Annotated in this window: 18 protein-coding genes; 8 read left to right on the top strand and 10 right to left on the bottom strand. The window is 63.3% G+C overall.

Annotation, left to right across the window (positions count from 1 at the left end; genetic code table 11):
- Window positions 1-33: 33 nt before the first annotated feature.
- The 3 genes from B7X49_RS07795 to B7X49_RS07785 form a co-directional block, all read right to left on the bottom strand.
- A complete protein-coding gene (locus B7X49_RS07795; RefSeq protein ID WP_286704112.1) occupies window positions 34-1,704 on the bottom strand; it encodes an aromatic/alkene/methane monooxygenase hydroxylase/oxygenase subunit alpha in 1,671 nt (556 codons plus the stop codon).
- Between the two features lie 239 nt (window positions 1,705-1,943).
- A complete protein-coding gene (locus B7X49_RS07790) occupies window positions 1,944-2,141 on the bottom strand; it encodes a hypothetical protein (RefSeq protein ID WP_035227782.1) in 198 nt (65 codons plus the stop codon).
- Window positions 2,138-3,235 (bottom strand): hypothetical protein, encoded by a 1,098-nt coding sequence (locus B7X49_RS07785; RefSeq protein WP_286704111.1) that lies wholly within the window; start codon window positions 3,233-3,235, stop codon window positions 2,138-2,140. The genes B7X49_RS07790 and B7X49_RS07785 overlap by 4 nt, the downstream gene beginning before the upstream one ends.
- A 260-nt stretch (window positions 3,236-3,495) precedes the next feature.
- Between B7X49_RS07785 and B7X49_RS07780 the strand changes: the two genes are divergently transcribed.
- The 3 genes from B7X49_RS07780 to B7X49_RS07770 all read left to right on the top strand — a co-directional run bounded on the left by B7X49_RS07780 (window position 3,496) and on the right by B7X49_RS07770 (window position 6,747).
- On the top strand, window positions 3,496-5,388 hold the full coding sequence (locus tag B7X49_RS07780) for a sigma-54-dependent Fis family transcriptional regulator (RefSeq protein WP_286704110.1): 1,893 nt from the start codon (window positions 3,496-3,498) through the stop codon (window positions 5,386-5,388).
- A gap of 94 nt (window positions 5,389-5,482) precedes the next feature.
- A complete protein-coding gene (locus tag B7X49_RS07775) occupies window positions 5,483-6,418 on the top strand; it encodes a DnaJ C-terminal domain-containing protein (RefSeq protein WP_286704109.1) in 936 nt (311 codons plus the stop codon).
- The gene (locus B7X49_RS07770; RefSeq protein WP_286704108.1) at window positions 6,415-6,747 is read left to right on the top strand and encodes a chaperone modulator CbpM; all 333 of its coding nucleotides are present in this window, start codon (window positions 6,415-6,417) and stop codon (window positions 6,745-6,747) included. The genes B7X49_RS07775 and B7X49_RS07770 overlap by 4 nt, the downstream gene beginning before the upstream one ends.
- A gap of 10 nt (window positions 6,748-6,757) precedes the next feature.
- Here B7X49_RS07770 and B7X49_RS07765 read toward each other — a convergent pair whose 3' ends face one another.
- From B7X49_RS07765 to B7X49_RS07740, 6 genes are read right to left on the bottom strand one after another with little or no spacing between them, the layout of a single operon-like run.
- Entirely contained in the window at window positions 6,758-7,495 is a 738-nt protein-coding gene (locus B7X49_RS07765) for an ABC transporter ATP-binding protein (protein WP_286704107.1), read from the bottom strand.
- The gene (locus B7X49_RS07760) at window positions 7,488-7,979 is read right to left on the bottom strand and encodes an ATP-binding cassette domain-containing protein (protein WP_286838898.1); all 492 of its coding nucleotides are present in this window, start codon (window positions 7,977-7,979) and stop codon (window positions 7,488-7,490) included. The genes B7X49_RS07765 and B7X49_RS07760 overlap by 8 nt, the downstream gene beginning before the upstream one ends.
- Complete coding sequence (locus tag B7X49_RS07755) at window positions 7,979-9,385, bottom strand: ABC transporter permease subunit (protein ID WP_286838895.1); 1,407 nt, start codon at window positions 9,383-9,385, stop codon at window positions 7,979-7,981. The genes B7X49_RS07760 and B7X49_RS07755 overlap by 1 nt, the downstream gene beginning before the upstream one ends.
- Complete coding sequence (locus tag B7X49_RS07750; RefSeq protein WP_286704105.1) at window positions 9,382-10,311, bottom strand: branched-chain amino acid ABC transporter permease; 930 nt, start codon at window positions 10,309-10,311, stop codon at window positions 9,382-9,384. The genes B7X49_RS07755 and B7X49_RS07750 overlap by 4 nt, the downstream gene beginning before the upstream one ends.
- Before the next feature lie 8 nt (window positions 10,312-10,319).
- Complete coding sequence (locus B7X49_RS07745; RefSeq protein ID WP_286838891.1) at window positions 10,320-11,255, bottom strand: branched-chain amino acid ABC transporter substrate-binding protein; 936 nt, start codon at window positions 11,253-11,255, stop codon at window positions 10,320-10,322.
- Window positions 11,213-11,521, bottom strand: coding sequence for an ABC transporter substrate-binding protein (locus B7X49_RS07740; protein ID WP_286838888.1), 309 nt, complete (start codon window positions 11,519-11,521; stop codon window positions 11,213-11,215). Before B7X49_RS07740 ends, B7X49_RS07745 begins: the two co-directional genes overlap by 43 nt.
- 183 nt (window positions 11,522-11,704) lie before the next feature.
- Between B7X49_RS07740 and B7X49_RS07735 the strand changes: the two genes are divergently transcribed.
- From B7X49_RS07735 to B7X49_RS07720, 4 genes are all read left to right on the top strand, one after another.
- The gene (locus B7X49_RS07735; protein WP_286838885.1) at window positions 11,705-12,322 is read left to right on the top strand and encodes a LysE family translocator; all 618 of its coding nucleotides are present in this window, start codon (window positions 11,705-11,707) and stop codon (window positions 12,320-12,322) included.
- A gap of 80 nt (window positions 12,323-12,402) precedes the next feature.
- Window positions 12,403-13,692, top strand: coding sequence for a paraquat-inducible protein A (locus B7X49_RS07730; protein ID WP_286838883.1), 1,290 nt, complete (start codon window positions 12,403-12,405; stop codon window positions 13,690-13,692).
- Entirely contained in the window at window positions 13,682-15,334 is a 1,653-nt protein-coding gene (locus B7X49_RS07725; protein WP_286704100.1) for an intermembrane transport protein PqiB, read from the top strand. The genes B7X49_RS07730 and B7X49_RS07725 overlap by 11 nt, the downstream gene beginning before the upstream one ends.
- A 3-nt stretch (window positions 15,335-15,337) precedes the next feature.
- Window positions 15,338-15,895: a membrane integrity-associated transporter subunit PqiC gene (locus tag B7X49_RS07720; protein ID WP_286704099.1), complete on the top strand. Its 558-nt coding sequence runs from the start codon at window positions 15,338-15,340 to the stop codon at window positions 15,893-15,895.
- Here B7X49_RS07720 and B7X49_RS07715 read toward each other — a convergent pair.
- Entirely contained in the window at window positions 15,885-17,444 is a 1,560-nt protein-coding gene (locus B7X49_RS07715) for a tetratricopeptide repeat protein (RefSeq protein ID WP_286704098.1), read from the bottom strand. The genes B7X49_RS07720 and B7X49_RS07715 overlap by 11 nt on opposite strands.
- A 132-nt stretch (window positions 17,445-17,576) precedes the next feature.
- Here B7X49_RS07715 and B7X49_RS07710 point away from each other — a divergent pair, with 132 nt between their 5' ends.
- Window positions 17,577-18,206: a flavin reductase family protein gene (locus tag B7X49_RS07710; RefSeq protein WP_286704097.1), complete on the top strand. Its 630-nt coding sequence runs from the start codon at window positions 17,577-17,579 to the stop codon at window positions 18,204-18,206.
- The last annotated feature ends 90 nt before the right edge of the window (window positions 18,207-18,296 follow it).

Raw genomic sequence — 18,296 nt, 5'->3', positions numbered from 1 at the left:
GCACCGCAATGGTGCCCGGCGGGACGAAACAAGTCAGTTCAGCGGATTGATCACGAAACCCTTGCGATATTCCGCGGCCGCCGCTTCTTTGCCTTCCGCCGACAGGCTGCGGAAGTTGAGCAGCGGGCTGCCCAACTGATGCCCACGCACGTCGTCGAGCGTCCACATCTTGCTGTCTTCGAAATGCAGATGCGGTTGCGGCACCAGCGTCTTGCCGTCGTTGCGAACGAAGCCGAGGTCGGTGATCGCATCGGCGATGTCCCAACCATCGTAGCAGGTCTCCCACTCGCGACGACCGCTGAAGCGGCCCATCGCCGGCGTCGGGCGCCCTTCATATTCAGCGGCGAACGCGACCTTGTGGGTCCAGCGGCAGGTTTCCGAGCAGTAGGTGTAGGTCTGCCCGTCCACCTCATCATAGGTGAAGTCCTCACGGATCAGGCAAGGCACCATGCAGGACCAGCAACGATGCGGGTAGACGTAGCCCACATCGGCGTTGAACAGAACCTGCGTCTCGCCCTTGTGGCTGAGCTTCTCATACCATTTCCAGTAATTGCCGAACTCGGCATACCAGCCCGGATATTTGTGCTCGAACCACTCGAAGTCTTTCTCGGTCTGCGCTTCGATGCGCCAGAAATTGACCGACCAGCCGACCGAGAAGAACTGCGCCGTGAGATGGACGTAGTTCTTCTTGACGATCCGGTCCCACGCCGCCGCGACATCGTCGTGATGGATCTTGATGCCGTATTTTTCGAGCGGCAGCATATAGGTCCGGTAGTAATCCTCGTAGATCCAGCGATGCCACAATTCGGCATAGCTCTCCTTGTCCTTGTTGCGATCGGTCGTGCCGTATTCAACGAAGGTGCCGATCGCAGCGTCGACGATCGCATGGTTCTGCCAGAACGCGTATTTGATGTCGCGCTCGAGCAGCAGGTGGTTGTCCGGGTCGTTGATCAGCGACATCAGCAACGAGTGGCCGTTGCCGATATGGCGGCTTTCGTCCGATTGCACCGACAGGAACACGGTCGGCAACGCATAGTCGCCGTTGCGCGCCGCTTCCGAAGGCATCGCGACGAACAGGGTGTTCGTGAACGCGGTTTCCGCGACCACGGTCAGATAGATATTGGCCGAGGTGATCGCATCGCCCGTCACAAAGCCTTCGGCGAACTGCCGCCCGATGGTCGAGGCATAGCATTTGCCGAACGCCGCTTCGGTGATGTCGAAGCCAGCCGGATCGATGTAGTTTTCCATGTACCATTTCTTCAGATTCATCTGAATCGTGGAATGGCGGAATTCATCGACCATCTGCATCGCAAAGCCGGTGCGCAGTTCCTCGCCCGGTGCCAGGCGCCCGACCATCGCCATCGAGCGGGCAGCCGAAATTTCCGGGAAGGGAATAATTGCGAGAAACAGTTTCATCCACTCGACCCAGCGCGGCTGGACGTTGCGGAACATGTCGCCACGCAGCGCTGCATCGAGCGCGCCGTAGACCCGGTTGTCCTTTTCTTCCTGCATCGGGAAGTAGGAGCGAAGCACCTGCTTCATCGGGTCACGTGGGGTCTTCTTGATCTTGTAGTCGGTCGGGAAGGTCATCGCTTCCTGAACATAGCTCGGCGTCCAGCCGAGATCCGCGACCCGACGGGTCGCATCACTGATGCTCATCCCCTTCTGGGCGGTAATTTTGTTGAGCGTTAAGCTATCAGGCATCTTGGTTTTCTCCCGAATGATGTTGATCTCAAAGTATAGTCACGCATCGAGCGGTCGTCTGTTGTGCCGGTTCACGTCATAGGATGTCCGGCAGCCAGAGATCGCAAAGGATGGAATTGCAAGTTCGGTGCCAGGATCTGCATCCATTGAAATCAGCCGGTTCCCGTACGATGGCAGCGCGAGACTGTTCCAGACCGCGCCACACCACCGTGAATGCTGTGGCAGATTGCGACAGACGGTCACGACGCGGCCCTGTCATCGGATGCACCACGATGTTCGGCAAAGCTCTTGCCTTCGGCGATCCAGCGGGCCGCCAGCACCAGCACGCCCATGGCAAAATCCTTGCCGTGCGCGGCAATCATGCGTTCGGCGATCATGCCGAGTTCCTTGAAAAACCGATCTTTCGAAGCTTCTTCATCTGTCATCGGGTCGGTCATTTCATGTCTCCTCGGCCGCCCTGGGCGGTGCGGAACAACAGATCGGGCAACAGCACCGTGCCAGCCTCGCCATCCATGGTCGCAAATGCCAGTGCCTCGCCGTTCCGCGCGAAAGCCAGCGCAACCGGGGCACTGCCGGCGTCGCGGATCAGCATGACGTCGCGCAGCCCGGGCCGCCCGAGCACGACGCCACCCGCACGATCGGCGCAGGCCACCAGGCCTAGCCGTGGATGGCACGCAATCGGCCCGACCGCCTGGCGACCATCGAACCCGATCGCGAACGGGCGCGCGCCGCCGGGGGCATCCCACAGGTAAACACCCTCGGCGCCAGCGATCACCAGAACACCATCGCTGGTGAAACCCATCGCCGTGGCGCGGATCGGCACATCGATGGTGCGCCACACATCCTCCGCCCGGCTACGCACGGCCACACACCCGCCCGGCGCGGCGGCCGCCACGCGCGCGCCATCCGCATCCCAACAGATCAGGCGGAACGGCCCCGGCGCCTCGAATCGCGGCGCCTGGCGGATCGCGCACGCTTCGAGCGACACGCCACCATCGTAACCGATCGCGAGATGCAGGCCGGATGGATCGTAACACAGCGAGGCGACCGGACCCGGCATGGTCAGGCGCTTCTGATCCGGCCCGAGCTGGTCGACCTGCCGGCCATCGGCGAATGCCCGCCGCCCGCCGCGTCCGGCAGCAACCGCGTTGATCCGCCGGCGCGCCCGCTCAGCAAGCTGCATCACACTGCCATCGGCGAGGCGCAGAAACCTGCCATCGGCACCACCAGACACAACCCCGCCGAGCGGATCCGCAGCGAGCGATAATATCGGGGTGCGATGGGCGCCGATGATCACCGGCGGCGGCGGCGGCGCGGCGGAGGCGATGATTTCGATACCCCCACCCGGCCGCGGTACCAGGCGCGGTGCGCCCGGCCATTGCGAGGTCAGCCGCGCGACTGCCCCGTCGGCAAGGCCGAAACACGCCACATCACCATCCCAGACGAGCGCGTTGACGGTGGTGTTGAAGACAAAGCTGACCCCGAGCAGATCGTGCAGGGGCGGCGGGGCTTGAGCGGCTGCGACATCCATGAAACCCAAATAGCAATTGCCGTGCCACGGTTTGGAGGCAGTGAATATCAAGTCTTTATGTCGGTTGCTGCAATGCAAAACGACATGTCCGTTGTTGTCGGCATGAACAGAGGATGGAGGGACCGCTCCGTTTCTGAACAATGCCAGCCTCGACAGCGGATTTTGCTAGGGTTTTGAACTCCCATGCACTACGATCATCATTCGGGGTGCTGAGCCCCTGCCAAAACAGCTCGGACCAACGAAGCTGAATGGAGGAACCCATGTTGCTGCATGCCGAAGACCGGGTGGGTCACGCGCGGGCCGCGCTCGAATCGAACGGTCTGGTCGTCGCCGACCTGCTGTCCGCCGATATCCGCGATAGCTGGCAGCGATGCCTGTCATCCGGGCTCGATCCCACGGCCGCGCCGCGCATTGAAAATGTCGGGGCCGATCATCTCCGCCGCGCCCGCGATCAGCGCGCGATGGTCCACCGCCTTGCCTCGGCGGAGTTGCGGGCATTGTACCAGCAGATCGCCGGCAGCAACTTCATGGTTGCCCTCGCAGCACCCGATGGGCTGCTGCTCGATGCCATCGCAGACCCCAGTTTCGCGCGTGAAGCGCAGGCTGCCTCGATCGAACCCGGCACCATCTGGGATGAAATCCATTGCGGCACTAACGCGCTCGGCACCACCATCGCGACCGGGACGGCGCAGAGCATTCATGGTGGCGAGCATTTCTTTCGCCGCCATAATGCCATCACCTGCATCGCGGCACCGGTATTCGGGCCGGATGGTGCGCTCGCCTGCGTGCTTGATGCCTCGTCGGACTGCGGATCGCGCCAGAGCCACACCCGCGCCCTGGTCGGCATGGCCGCGGTACAGATCGAGAACCTCCTGCTGCGCGAAACCCACGCGCGCCACCGGATCATCGCGTTCCACAGCCGGCCCGAATATCTTTCAACGCTCAGCGCCGGCATACTGGTGTTTTCCGAGAGCGGGCGCGTACTCGCCGCCAACCGCCAGGCGCGATTCCTGCTCGCCGGACTGCCGGTCGTGATGGGGCGCAGTTTCGATGCGATTTTCCGAACGGGATTCGGCGTGTTCCATGACGCCTGCGCGCGCGGCGACATCGGCACGTTGGAAGACCGGGTCGGTAGCATCTATGTCGCGACGCTGGAAACACCGAAAGCCGCCCGCGGCGTCGCGGTCGCGGCCCGCCCGGCGATTGCCGGCCCGCAGGCGAAACCAGACGTCGTCAAACCAGATTTCGTGGCCGACGATCCCGCGGTCGCCGCCGGTCTCCGCCTCGCCGCCTCGGCCGCCGCACGCAACCTGCCCCTCCTGATCCGTGGCGCGACCGGCACGGGGAAGGAATTGCTCGCCCGCTACGCCCATGCGGCCAGCGGACGGCGTGGTGCTTTCGTACCCGTCAATTGCGCGGCCCTGGCGGAGACCCTGATCGAGGCGGAGTTGTTCGGCTATGCCGATGGCGCCTACACTGGCGCGAGGCGCGGCGGCGCGCCGGGCCTGGTCGCCGAAGCCGATGGCGGCACGCTGTTCCTCGATGAAATCGGTGACATGAAACGCCCGTTGCAGGCCGTGCTGCTCCGCCTCCTCGACGATTGGACGATCCGTCCAGTCGGCAGCACCCGCAACCGGACGGTCGATGTTCGTCTGATCGCGGCCACCAATGCCGACCTCGATGCGGCGGTCGCTGCCGGGCACTTCCGTGCCGATCTGCTCTACCGCCTCAACACCGCCGAAGTGCGGTTGCCCGCACTGAACGATCGGGCGGACTTCGCAACGATTGCGCGCCACCTGCTCGCCCGCTTCGCGCCGGATACCACGATCACCGATGATGGGGCGCGCGTGCTCGCCGGTCATGCCTGGTGCGGCAATATTCGCGAGTTGAAGAGCGCCCTGCTTCGCCTCGCATTGCAGCAGGAGGGCGGGGTGATCGACCAAATGGCTGCGGAAACCTTCGTCGGCCAGCGTGCCATGCAGCGCGCGGAGTCCGACGACCCGCACGACCTACGCGATATCGTTCGCGCGCGGATTCGCGCCACCTTTCGCGAGAACGGCGGCAACATCAGCGCCACCGCCCGCAGCCTCGGCGTCTCGCGCAACACGGTCTATCGTGGCCTCGACGGCGTCGCGGTCAACAGGGAACACTGATGTCCTAGACCAGGCGCCGGCCCGCAGGGCTATCAAGCCACGTCGCCGCGTGCTTTGATCTAGGCTATGCCTGTCGCTGCCAAGGATACCGACCGTGCCAAACCCCTATGAAACACTCGGCGTCGCGCGCGATGCGAGCGCCGATGCCATCCGGCGCGCCTATCGTAAGCTCGCGAAGACCCATCATCCCGATCTCAACCCAGGCAACGCCGCCGCCGAAGCCCGGTTTAAGGACATCGCCTCGGCGCACGCCCTGCTCTCCGATCCCGAAAAACGCGGCAAATTCGATCGCGGCGAGATCGATGCGGAAGGGCATGAGGCGGCGCCACGCCGCCCCAGTTATCGCGAATACGCCGAAGCCGCCGCCGGGCAGCGCTACAGCGGCGGAGCGGCGGGCGGCCAGGCCGGCAACTGGGACCCCGAAGACCTCGAATCGATCTTCGGGTCGATGTTCAACGAAGCGAACCGCCCGCGCAACCAAGGCCCGGCGCGCGGGCCCGACGCACATTACAGCCTCACCACCAGCTTTCTCGATGCCGTCAATGGCACCACGACCCGTCTGACCCTGCCCGACGGCAGCACGCTCGACGTCAAAATTCCCCCCGCAACCGAAGATGGCCACATCCTGCGCCTGCGCGGCAAGGGCAACCCGGGCCGCAACGGCGGACCCGTGGGCGACGCGCTGATCGCCATCACCGTCGCACCGCATAAATATTTTGCCCGCGATGGTCAGGACATCCGGCTCGATCTGCCGATCACCCTGCCGGAGGCCGTGCTCGGCGGCCCGATCGAGGTGCCGACCCCAGGCGGTGCGGTGCGCATGCGCGTGCCGCCGCATTCCGACAACGGCACCATCCTGCGCCTGCGCGGCCGCGGCGTGCCGGGCAACGGCACCACGCCGGCCGGCGATCTGTACGCGACCCTGCGCGTCACCATCGGCACGCCGGATGAAGCACTCGAAGCATTCCTGCGGAACTGGAAACCCTCTACCGCGGCCGACCCGCGCCAGACCATGGAAACCAACCCATGACGACCCGCACCGTCACCATCGATATCGTCATCCGCGACATCGACGGCATCAAACGGCCCGATCTCGACCGGTGGATCGAAAACCAATGGGTCCGCCCGGATGCCGCGCCGACCGGCTACGTCTTTACCGAAATCGACATGGCACGGGTCCGTCTGATCCATGAGTTGATGAACGATCTGCAGGTCAACGATGACACCATGCCGATCGTGCTCCGCCTGCTCGACCAGATCTACGACCTGCGTCGACGCCTACGCCAGGTCGGCGCGGCGATCGACCAGACGGCATCACCGGACGTCCGCGCCGACATGATTGCCCGCCTGATCGGCTGATCAAACCGCCTCACGCCTCGACTTGCAGTTCACCCAGATAGGCCTCGCGGATCGCGGGATTGGCCGCAAGCGCTGCCGCCGGTCCGGACAACACCACCTGCCCGGTTTGCAGCACATACCCCCGATCGGCGATCTGCAACGCCATATTGGCGTTCTGTTCGACCATGAAAATCGCCACACCTTGGCGGTTGATCGTCTGAATGATGCCGAACACGATCTCGACGAAGCGCGGCGACAGGCCCATCGATGGCTCATCCATACAGATCAGCCGAGGCCGCGCCATGAGCGCGCGGCCAATCGCGACCATCTGCTGCTCACCGCCCGACAGCGTGCCGGCCAGCTGAGTCCGCCGCTCCTTGACGCGCGGGAACAATTCATAAACCCGCTCCAGATCGGACTCGAACTCGGCCCCGCGCATTTGCGTGTAAGCCCCCATTTCCAGGTTTTCGAACACCGTCATGCGCGGAAACAGCCGCCGCGCCTCCAGTACGGGCGCGATTCCGCGCTTGACCCGCTCGGCGGTGCTCAACCGGTTGATGATATCGCCGCGATAGCGCACCTCGCCGGCGGTCGGCGTCACCGTCCCCATGATGGTCTTCATCGTCGTCGATTTGCCGCTGGCGTTGCCGCCGAGCAGCACGACGATATCGGTACTGCTCATGGTGTAATCGACGCCTTTGAGCACGTGCAGATCGCCGTAATGCGTGTGAACCGCATCGAATTCGAGCAACGGGGCGTCCTCACGCATTGACCGCACCCCGCCCGATATAGGCCTCGATCACGGCTTCGTCGCGCCGTACCATATCGGCCGGCCCTTCGGCGAGTTTCTCGCCGTAATCGAGCACGATCACGTTGTCGGCGAGCCGCGTGACCACATCGAGCTTGTGCTCCACCAGCAACACGGTCAGGCCCAGATCGCGAAACCCGGCGATCTGTTCGGCGAGTTCGAGGCTCTCGGCCGGATTCATCCCCGCGGTCGGTTCATCGAGCATCAGCAGGCGCGGTCTGGTCGCCAAGGCGCGCGCAATCTCGACGCGCCGGCGATTGGCGTATGATAATTGCGCCACCCCCTGATCGATCCGCGGGATCAACCGGTTGCCGAACATCGCGAGCAGTTCCAGCACGAACTCCCGCGCCTCGCGCTCTTCCGCCCGCACACCGCCCAGCCCGAGCACGATGCCCGCCGGCCCCGCCTTCAGATGGGTATGCTGCCCGATCAGCACGTTCTCCATCACGGTTGCCCGGCAAAGTCGATCGACCCGCCCGAGGGTGTCACCAGCCCGGTAATACTGTTAAACAGCGTCGATTTGCCGCTGCCATTCGGCCCGATCACCGCGACGATGCCACCCGCCGGCACATCGAGCGAGACGGATTTCAACGCGGTCAAACCACCGAATTTCACGGTCAGATCCCGCACCGCCAACGCCGCCGGCGCCCCGATGGCCGCGGCCTGCGCGGAAGCGCGGCTCAACCGCTCGACCGCCGGCAACGACCCGCGCGACACTGCGGCATCCTGCTGGGAGAAACTCAACCGCACCTCGTTTCGACTGGCGGGGACGATGCCGTCACGCCGGTACAGCATCATGGTCACCAGAATGATGCCGAAGATCAGCTCGGACGCCGATGTGAGTTCCAGGTTCGACAGAAACGGCGAATGCACCGCATTGCCGAGCGCCTGCACCATCGCGCTGAGTTCCGGTAGAAACCACGCCTGCAGCAATTGCAGCAGCACGGCCCCGATAATCGCACCCCACACGCTGCCGAGACCGCCGAGCACGATCATCACCAACACCATGATCGACACCGGCAGGTCAAACATATCGGGCGTCGCGGTCTGCAGCTTCGCGATATAAAACGTACCCGTCAGCCCCGCGAAACCGGCCCCCATGGCAAACGCCAGAAGTTTCAGCCGCGTCGTATGAATGCCCATCGCACCCGCCGCAATTTCATCCTCGCGGATCGCCATCCAGGCGCGGCCGATGCGCGATGGCTTCAGACGCTGGCTGATGAACAGCAAGAGGAGCACGATGCCGAGCCCGACATAATAATACGGCGTCGAATCGATCCCGAAACTGTGACCGAATACCGAAGGGGGCGCTACGCCGTTCAATCCCTCCGCGCCGTTGGTGAGCGATGACCAGTTGCGCACCACGATCGGCACGATCTCACCAAAGCCGAGCGTGACGATGGCGAGATAATCACCCTTCAGCCGCAACGTCGGCGCACCGAACGCCACACCGAACCCGGCCGCGATGACGGCCGAGACCGGCAGCATCACCCAGAACGGAAAGGTGAAATGCACCGTCGCGGCAGCCCCGGCGCCAAGTTTCGCAACAAACCCGATCGCGGCCAGCGGCGCCCAGCCGTTGCTCCATGCCGGGTGCAGCTGATACGAATTCAGGATGCCGTAAGCATAGGCGCCAATCGCGAAGAACGCCGCATAACCCAGATCGAGCAACCCGGTGAAGCCGACCACGATGTTCAGCCCAAGCGCCAGAGCGGCATAAGCGGCGCAGTTCGCCGCGATATCGATATTCGCCTGGCCGGTATCGAGAAACGGAAACACCAGCAAAAACGCCAACAGGACTGAAAAAAGTATCCGTTTGGTGCGCGGCGGCAGATTCGCGAGACGCTTCATGACCGGTTCGGTGCCAGCATGCCGAGTAACCCGGCTGGGCGAAACACCAAGGTACCGATCAGGATGGAAAAAATGATCACATCCGCCCAACGCGCCGCAATATACTGGCTGCCGAGGGTTTCGATCAGCCCGATCACGATGCCGCCCAACATGGCGCCCGGCACGTTGCCGATGCCGCCGAGGACGGCGGCGGTAAAGGCGCGCAGACCCGCCGTATAACCGATGCTGTATTGCGCGAAATTATAGTACAGACCGAAGATCATACCCGCCGCGCCGGCCAGCGCGGAGCCGGCAAAAAACGCGATCATCACCACATTATCGACATCGACACCCATCATCCGCGCCGCCTCGGCATCCTGCGCTACGGCACGCATCGCCTTGCCGAGTTTGGTCCGTTTGACGAACAGGTTGAGCCCGATCATCAGCACCGCCGAGACGATCCAGATCAGGATTTCCTTCAGCCGAATCACCACGCCGCCGACATGATAGCTTGCCTGCGGCATCGGGTCAGGAAAATTGATCGCCTGCGCGTTGGTGGCCAGCAACACCAGATTGAACAAAATATACGAGACGCCGATGGTCGTAATCATCGCCATCGGTCCTTTGACATTGCGCATCGGCCTCAGGGTGTAACGCTCGATCACCACGCCCAGCGCGCCCGAGGCAACCATGGTCACCACCAGCGCCACCAGCAAAACCAGCACCAGCGGCGCACCGTGCATGACCACCGACTGCCCCTGCAATCCAAACGCCTGCAACACGACCAGCGCCACGAACGCACCGACCATGAACACGCTGAAATGCGCGAAGTTGATCAGTTCCAGAATGCCATAGACCAGGGTGAAGCCCAGGGCGAGCAACGCATAGACCGCCCCGAGACTGACACCATTGATGATTTGCTGCAGAAAAATCGCAGAGCCGGTCATAGGACGCCCTAGCTCTGCGGTGCCACCCCGATATAGATGCTTTGTTTGTCCATATCCGCCAAAGGTGCCGCCTTGTTCTGCTTGAACTGAAACACCGCAACCACACGCGTGCTCAGATCGCCATATTTGTCGAACGAAATCGGACCTTGCAGCCCATTGATCTTCACCGTCTGCACCGCGTTGCGTACATTTGAGGCCGTCAACGGCTCGCCGCTTTTGATCACCGCCTTGATCGCGGCGATCGCCACCAATGCCGCGTCGTACGATGTGATGGCGTAATCATCCGGCTGCACGCCGTAGGTTTTGAAATAAAGTGCCACCCAGCTTGCAAGCTTCGGATCATCGACGACATGCGGCGACGCATTGGTGGCATACCAGCCCTCGGCGGCCGGGAAGCCCGCTGCCGTCATCATCTCCGGGCTCAAAATCCCATCGCCGCCGCCCTTTTTGATATCGGGCACAATCTGGTACGATTGTTTAACGAGCTTGACCGCCGCCTGCATGGTGCCGCCATAGTAAAGCGATGCTGCATTGGTCGCCTTGATTTTGGTCAGAACCGCGGAATAGTCAGCGGCTTTCGGGTCGAGCCGGTCGCGGCCAAGCACCTTGATGCCCTTGACCTTCGCCTGCGCCGCGAACGCATCCGCCAGACCAACGCCATAGGCGCCGCTGTCATCAAGCACATAAACGCTCGGCACCTTCAGGGTCTCGGCATAGAAATTCGCCATATTGGGCCCTTGATAGGCATCCGTCGTCACCGTCCGAAAATAAATCGGCTTGCCGCCCGGCACGAATTCGCCTGCGAACTGCGGATCGGTCAGGGCCGGAGCAGTGGAACTCGGCGTAATCGTCGCCAGATCAGCCATCGACAAAATCGGCGCCATCGCCTTGCCCGAGCCGCTCATTTCCGGGCCGACGTTGGCCAGAACCTTCTTGTCGCCCACCAGTTTGCGCGCGCATTGTTCAGCACCATCGGCTCGAGCGTGATCCCTTTCAACTCACCGCTGGAATTGGCAAGCTTGATGGCGAGCAGGGCACCGTTCAAAATCAGATGCGCCGCCTCGGCATCGGCACCGGTTAGCGGCAACGTAATCCCGATGCGATAAACCTTGTCGGCTGCAAAAGCTGAAGTCGCTCCAGCGGTAAGAAGAGCAGCAGTCGCGGCCGTACCGCACAACGCATGGCGTCGAGAAATCATCAGAAGCCCCATTCATCTTGTTTTTGTGTTACGAAACCGTGAGCAGACTAGCGGGGCCACAGCGGAACGCAAGAAAATTTTATCGCCACACCGCGAACGGCCTGACTATGACTTGTCCGTTGAATATAAGACGCAATTTTACGTATGCTGACGTCTTTTCGCGACCCTGTCACGCCGGCTCCGGGAGTGAGTGGAATGCCTGAATTACATTTGTTCTCGTTGTTCGTCGTAACGGTGACTCTGTTGATGCTGCTACCGGGTCCCAACGTCGGGTTGATCGTGGGCAACACCGTGCGCCACGGCACCAGCTATGGTCTGCTCACAATTGCCGGCACCAGCACCGCCATGGCAGTGCAACTCGGGTTGACATCGCTCGGTCTTGCCTCCCTGCTCGGTCATGCCGGCTTCTGGTTCGGCTGGATCCGGTGGATCGGCGTTTTGTATCTGATCTATCTGGGCATCAAATCGTGGCGCGCCCCGCCGGCGGCCGCAATGGGCACGAGCGTTCGGCCCGCCTCGCGCCGGGGGTTGGTGGTAAGGGCATTCCTCGTATCCTTGACCAACCCGAAAACGCTCTTTTTCTACGGCGCTTTGCTGCCGCAGTTCATCAGCCCGGCAGGAAGTTTCGCTCACCAGATGGCGGCTCTAGCGATCACCTGCGTAGTCATCGCTTTAATTGTCGATACGGGCTGGTGCCTGCTCGCTGGCAAAATTCGCGGCCATCTGGGCGGCCGTCTCGCAAACCGGGTCGGCGGCTCCGTGCTGATCGGCGCCGGCCTCGGTCTGGCCCTCGCGCGCGGGGCGAAATCGTGATCGGTTTCGGCATCGTCGTTATCACGGTTACGTGATTTTTATGTCGACACAAGGGCGCAGCGCCTATCTCCGTCTGGATGATGAAACGCCAGCCCATGAAGCTGACCGCGCTGATTTCCGGTACGCCGGATGCCGAAATCGATCCGCCGCACGGCATCATCGGCTGCTCTTGGTGTGGGCTGGTACAGCGCCTCCCCGCAATCACCGGGCGCGGTGTTATCCATTGCCGGCGCTGCGATGCGCCGCTCGAACGCACCGCGGGCCGAAGTATCGATGCGGCACTGGCCTGCTCGATCACCATGATGGTGCTGCTCATCCCCGCGATCGTCATGCCGCTCATGCAGGTTTCGATCCTCGGCGCCATCAACCAGAGCACCGTGGGCTCCGGCGTTGCAGGTATCTGGCAGCAAGGCTGGCCGATCATGGCCCTGGTCGTGGGAGCCGAATTGATCGCCGTGCCACTGATCCGCTTCGGTTTGCTCACGATCGTCTTGATGGTCCTCCGCCTGGGGTGGCGGCCGCATTGGTTGGGGAGCGCATTCCGGATCACCGAACGGCTCGACGAATGGGCGACGCTCGATGTGTTTCTGATCGGCTGCGTCATCGGCTATTCGCGGGTCGAACCGTTCCTGCCGGTCCATATCGGTCCGGGCGGCTGGTGCGTTCTTGCCGCCGCCTTCATGACCATGATCACCCGTGCCACGCTCGAGCGCCGCGCGATCTGGCGTATGATCGGGCCGGATGCGAGCGAGAATTCCGCCCATGCGATCGCCTGCGGTGCGTGCGACCACATCGCGCCGGCGAGCGCGGAAGGTGAACATTGTCCGCGCTGCAACACGCATCTCTGGCGCCAGCGACCGAACGCGACAATGCGCGCACTCGCCTTCACGCTGGCCGGATTCATCTTCTACCCGATCGCCTATCTGTTTCCGATGGAAATCGACGTGGAAGCAGGCAAGGCCCACGCCCATTCGATTGTCAGCGGCATTTTTCAGTTGCTGCAGGCCGGACTCTGGCCGTTGGCCCTGGTCATTTTTACCGCCAGCGTCGGCATTCCACTGTTCAAGCTGTTTGGCATCTCGTGGATCATCCTGTCATCCTATCAACATTCGACGAGCCGGCTGCGCCTGAAGGGCAAGCTCTACCGGGCCATCGTTGCGGCCGGGCGATGGTCGCATATCGATGTGTATACCGTCGCGGTGTTCCTGCCGCTGATGCGCCTGCCCGGCCTGCTCAGCGTCGATGTTGCTAACGGCATGCCGGCATTTCTTGGAGTTGTCGTGCTGACGATGATGGCGGCACGCGTGCTCGACCCGCGACATATCTGGATCGCGGCGCACGAAGCCCCGAAATACGCCCATGATCGATAAACCTGATAAGCCAGAACCGCCCAACGCCAGGTTTCGCAGCACCCGTTGGCCGGGGTTGATCTGGGCGGTGCCGGTCGCGGCGGCCGGCATCGTGATCTGGCTCGGGCTGGAAGCGATCGCCAAGCGTGGCCCCGAGGTAACCGTCGCGTTTCCAACATCGGGCGGCATCAAGGCCGGATCGACGACCGTGAAATATCGCGGCGTCACCGTCGGCCATGTCGAAACCGTCCGGCTGGACAAAACCCTCAACACCATGAAAGTCTCGATGCAGTTCACCGGCGAGATGCAGCACCATCTGGGCAAGGGCACGAGTTTCTGGATCGCAGGCCGCAGCGTCAGTTTCAACAATCTCGCCTCGCTCAAATCCGTGATCGCCGGCCCCTACATCGGCATCGCACCGCGCCCCGGCCCTGTGGCCGATCATTTCACCGGCCTGACCCAGCCACCGGTCATCGAGAGCGGCGACAAAGGCGAAACCATCACGCTCACCACCACGCATACAGGAAATCTGTCACGCGGTGCCGCGATCTATTTCAACCATTTCAAGATCGGCAAGGTTCTGAGCCTGGCAATGCGGCGGGACGGCAAGGAATTCGTCATCACCGCCTTCATCGAACGCAGCCGTGAAAATCTGGTAAGCTCGGCAAGCCGGTTCTGGAACGCCGGCGGCGTTTCGGTCAGCAGCGGCGGTAACGGCCCAAGGCTGATGCTGCAATCGGTCCCGGCGCTTATTTCCGGAGCGATCGGCGTGGCAACACCCGGCGGCGGCCATCCGATCGACCATGGCACGACATTTCATCTCTATGGCACGGCTTCCGCCGCCCGTGCCGCGCCCGGCCCGCACGCGGTACCATACCGGATCGTGCTCGCCGGCGGCCCGCACGGTCTGGCCAGATATGCCAAGGTGACGCTCGAAGGTGCCGATGCCGGCGTGGTGACAAACATCGCTCTTGGCTACGATGCCAACGCCGGCGCGCTCACCACCACGGTGCAACTGGTGCTCGAACCGCGCGACATTCCGCTCGACCCGCCCGACCGATGGAATTTGGCTAATCCGGCACCGCAAATGAACGCCATGCTGTCGTCCCTGATCGCACATGGTCTGCGCGCCCACCGCGTGCAATCGACGCCGGTAATCGGCACTCAGACCATCGCGCTCGACATCGTCAAGGCGGCACCGAAAGCCGCCCTGAGCCTCGCCGGCGCGCCGGACGAACCGCCGACGATCCCCTCCACCAGCGCCACCTCGATCGATCAGATTATGGATCAGGTCAGCGGAATTCTCGCCAATGTTCATGACGCAACCAGCCGGATCGCCGCCGTCAGCCGCTCGCCGCGCACCCGCCGTACACTCGAACGGCTCGACCGGACAATCACACATATCGATGCGCTCACCCGCACCACCGATGCGCGATTGCCGCAATTGCTGGCCGGTCTCCGCCGCACCACCCAAGCCGCAGACGCGTCCCTGCGCGCCGCCCGCGGCCTGCTAGCGCAGCAAGGCACGGCAGCCAACACGCCCGAATCCGAATCCCTGCCGCACGCGCTTTATGAACTCACCCGCGCCGCGCAATCGCTGCGCGAACTGACCGATTACCTGTCGGGTCATCCGAATTCGATCATTCTCGGCAAAGGACGCTGAACGATGAACCGATGGCTCTGCCTTCTTGGCGTTGCGCTGGTACTGACCGGGTGCGCCGCCACACCCACCACTTATCTCACCCTGGCGCCGATGCCGGGTCCCACCAAGCCGATCGCTTTGCCACCGCTCGCCATCGCCAAAGTCATGATGCCCGCGGCAATCGACCGGCTCTACCTGACCAGCGCGACCGGGCAGACCACGCTGCACGTCGCCGATCACGCCCGCTGGGCCGCACCGCTCGATGGCGAGGCGCAGAACACCCTCGCCGATGATCTGGCGCAACGCCTGCCCGACACCACCGTGCTTCACCCCGGCGACGCTACACCGCCGCGCGGCACGCGCCTGGTTTCGGTCAACGTGACCCGGTTTTTGCCCGAACACAGCCAGGTCGTCCTGAACGCGGATTGGCGGATCGCGGCGCGCCACCATCATCGAACCATCGCCGCAGGACGGGACCATATCGTCATCCTCTCGGCCGACACACCAGCCGCCCGCGCGAGCGCCATGAGCGCGGCTCTGGGCCACCTCGCCGATCACATGGTCGCCCGACTCAACCACTGACCGATCCGATACGCCCGCTGCGCTGCGCGATCATCCGATCGACCGCGGCCAGGATCACCGCCACCGCCTCGTTCTTGTAGGCGAACATCGCATCGGTCTCAGGGTGGACCAACATCGTCGCGTTGGCTTCGAACACCAGCACACGCCCATCCGGTAGAACCGAAAAATCGGTGCCAGCGTAATCGAGGTCGAGCCGCGCCGCGATCGCCCCCAGCGCCGCCATCGCACGCGCGCCGATCGCGCGGGCCGGATCGCGCAGAAACAGCGCCTCCTCCGCGCGGCGCGCCGGCGCTTCCGCCATGCCCGCGGTCCAATAATGCACCAGCCAGTCGGGTCCGATGGCGAGATGATACGGATAAGCCACGCGATCGACGAAGATGACCCGATATTTCCGATGCAACCCATCGGCGGCCGCACGATAATCATAAAAATCAGTCACATAGCTATGCGGAGCGCGGGCGATCGCTGCCGTCGCCTCCGCCTCGGTCGCGGCGCAGACCAGATTTTCACCGCCGTGCGACCCGGCCGGCCGCACGATCACCGGCAAACAATGCGCCACAAGCCACAAATTTTCGTCGTGCCGATCACGTGCAACCCGGGTGACCTGCGGCACCACGACATCGGGCAACCCACCCAGCAGCTCGGGCAGCGCGGCGCGATGAATGTCACGGATCCGCGCGGGATGGTTGAGCACCGGCCGGTCGGTCTCCCGCAACATCCGCTCGACCGGCGCCCTCAAATCCGGCATCAGGTCGGGATCACCAATCGCGTTGAACACCAAATCATGCGGCGGCAATTCACGATCCTGATCGGGACAGGCATAATCGATGAACCAACGGATCTGGGTAAAGCGCCTCCGAGGCAGCAGATGGTCCAGTGGAATATTGGCCGCCGCCGCGCAAGTCAGCACGAGCACCGCCGGTGCGGCGGGTGGCCCGGCAATCGTGACGATCTGCTTTCGCCGATACGCGGCATCCCGATGCACCGCCACCGCCGGATCATCCGCCGCCAGCAGCGCCGCCAGATTCTGATGCGCGATCACCTGATCTGGATCGAGCGTCAGCGCATAGCGACAGGCGGTGATCGCCGCCGCCGCATTGCCGGTCCGCGCGCAGACCGCACCCAGCGCCGCCGCGGCCTCCGCATTGCCTGGCTCAGCCGCAATCGCCTGCATCAGCGCCGCAATCGCCTCGCGGGGTTGGCCGGCCTCGGCATAGGCCGTCCCCAGCCCGATCAGGATCGCCGCCCGGCCCGGATGCGCCTTCGCCAGCACAGCGAAATCGGCCGCCGCCGCCTCGAACCGGCAGAGCGCGTTCAACGCCGACGCCCGCGTGATGCGCGCAACGCCATCCGTCGGATGCCCGCGCAAGGCGGCATCGGCCGCGGCAACCGCACCGGTGTAATCCCCCGTGTCGTAGAGCACCTGCGCCAGCAGTGCCTGGACCACCGCTGAATCACCCTCGGCCACCAGCAAGGCCCGGTACCCCCGCACCGGATCGGCCGGCTGATTTTCGGGCACTGGCATCACGACACACGAGCTCTCGTTCATCCGCACAAACTAGCCGCTCAAAATGAACAGACGGTAAACACCACCAGCCTAACACTCGTTTCAGGACGATTTCGCAACCTGCCGGGCCGATACCACCATAGACAGTGCGCGGCCGACCAGCGATGATGCGCCATGATCTTCGACCTGACAGCGTTGCCGCCGCTCGACCAATACAAACTCCTCGCCTCGACCGTGGTTCCCCGGCCGATCGCCTGGGTCGTCACCATGAGCCCCGAAGGCCGGCTGAACGCCGCGCCGTTTTCCTTTTTCAACGTGTTCGGCGCCGGCCCACCGGTCCTGTGCATCGGCATCGGCGCCCGCAAACCAGGCGATCTGAAGGATACCGGCGAGAACATCCGCAGCACGGGTGAATTCGTGGTCAACCTGGTCGCCCTCGCCAACGCCCAGGCCATGAATATCACCGCCATCGAATTCGGCCCAGAGATCGACGAACTCGCCCAAGCCGGGCTGACCACCATGCCCTCGCTGAAAATCAAGCCCCCGCGGATCGCGGAAAGCCCGGTCGCGCTGGAATGCAAACTGCACTCCATCGTCGAATTCGGCCCCGACCGCGCCATGGTGATCGGCGAAGTCCTCGCCATGCACGTGCGCGACGACGCCGTGCTGGACGCGAAACGCTGCCACATCGACACGCCCAAACTCGACCTGATCGGGCGCATGCATGGCGGCGGGTGGTATTCCAGCACGAACGACCGGTTCGACATGCCGCGCATCCCGGTCGAAGATTGGCAGACCGGCTAGTGTCCCGTCGCAGTGATTATGACGGGTTGATCCAATCCAAGAACGGGTAGTTCCTGCGGCGCGACGAGCATCTGAATGCTGCGAGGGACG

It is taken from the genome of Acidiphilium sp. 34-64-41, assembly GCF_002282635.1.
In the GTDB taxonomy this organism is placed as follows: Bacteria; Pseudomonadota; Alphaproteobacteria; order Acetobacterales; family Acetobacteraceae; genus Acidiphilium; species Acidiphilium rubrum.
The sequence above is the reverse complement of the archived record's forward strand: the minus strand, read 5'-3'. Positions and strand labels throughout refer to the sequence as shown.

What these genes read in the sequence shown, in the direction of transcription:
- B7X49_RS07765 (WP_286704107.1), bottom strand. Translation starts at nt 7,495, where the DNA reads ATGCGTGAGGACGCCCCGTTGCTCGAATTCGATGCGGTTCACACGCAT.
- B7X49_RS07790 (WP_035227782.1), bottom strand. Translation starts at nt 2,141, where the DNA reads ATGACCGACCCGATGACAGATGAAGAAGCTTCGAAAGATCGGTTTTTC.
- B7X49_RS07710 (WP_286704097.1), top strand. Translation starts at nt 17,577, where the DNA reads ATGATCTTCGACCTGACAGCGTTGCCGCCGCTCGACCAATACAAACTC.
- B7X49_RS07720 (WP_286704099.1), top strand. Translation starts at nt 15,338, where the DNA reads ATGAACCGATGGCTCTGCCTTCTTGGCGTTGCGCTGGTACTGACCGGG.
- B7X49_RS07795 (WP_286704112.1), bottom strand. Translation starts at nt 1,704, where the DNA reads ATGCCTGATAGCTTAACGCTCAACAAAATTACCGCCCAGAAGGGGATG.
- B7X49_RS07760 (WP_286838898.1), bottom strand. Translation starts at nt 7,979, where the DNA reads ATGGAGAACGTGCTGATCGGGCAGCATACCCATCTGAAGGCGGGGCCG.
- B7X49_RS07770 (WP_286704108.1), top strand. Translation starts at nt 6,415, where the DNA reads ATGACGACCCGCACCGTCACCATCGATATCGTCATCCGCGACATCGAC.
- B7X49_RS07780 (WP_286704110.1), top strand. Translation starts at nt 3,496, where the DNA reads ATGTTGCTGCATGCCGAAGACCGGGTGGGTCACGCGCGGGCCGCGCTC.
- B7X49_RS07735 (WP_286838885.1), top strand. Translation starts at nt 11,705, where the DNA reads ATGCCTGAATTACATTTGTTCTCGTTGTTCGTCGTAACGGTGACTCTG.
- B7X49_RS07785 (WP_286704111.1), bottom strand. Translation starts at nt 3,235, where the DNA reads ATGGATGTCGCAGCCGCTCAAGCCCCGCCGCCCCTGCACGATCTGCTC.
- B7X49_RS07715 (WP_286704098.1), bottom strand. Translation starts at nt 17,444, where the DNA reads ATGAACGAGAGCTCGTGTGTCGTGATGCCAGTGCCCGAAAATCAGCCG.
- B7X49_RS07750 (WP_286704105.1), bottom strand. Translation starts at nt 10,311, where the DNA reads ATGACCGGCTCTGCGATTTTTCTGCAGCAAATCATCAATGGTGTCAGT.
- B7X49_RS07740 (WP_286838888.1), bottom strand. Translation starts at nt 11,521, where the DNA reads ATGGGGCTTCTGATGATTTCTCGACGCCATGCGTTGTGCGGTACGGCC.
- B7X49_RS07725 (WP_286704100.1), top strand. Translation starts at nt 13,682, where the DNA reads ATGATCGATAAACCTGATAAGCCAGAACCGCCCAACGCCAGGTTTCGC.
- B7X49_RS07755 (WP_286838895.1), bottom strand. Translation starts at nt 9,385, where the DNA reads ATGAAGCGTCTCGCGAATCTGCCGCCGCGCACCAAACGGATACTTTTT.
- B7X49_RS07730 (WP_286838883.1), top strand. Translation starts at nt 12,403, where the DNA reads ATGAAACGCCAGCCCATGAAGCTGACCGCGCTGATTTCCGGTACGCCG.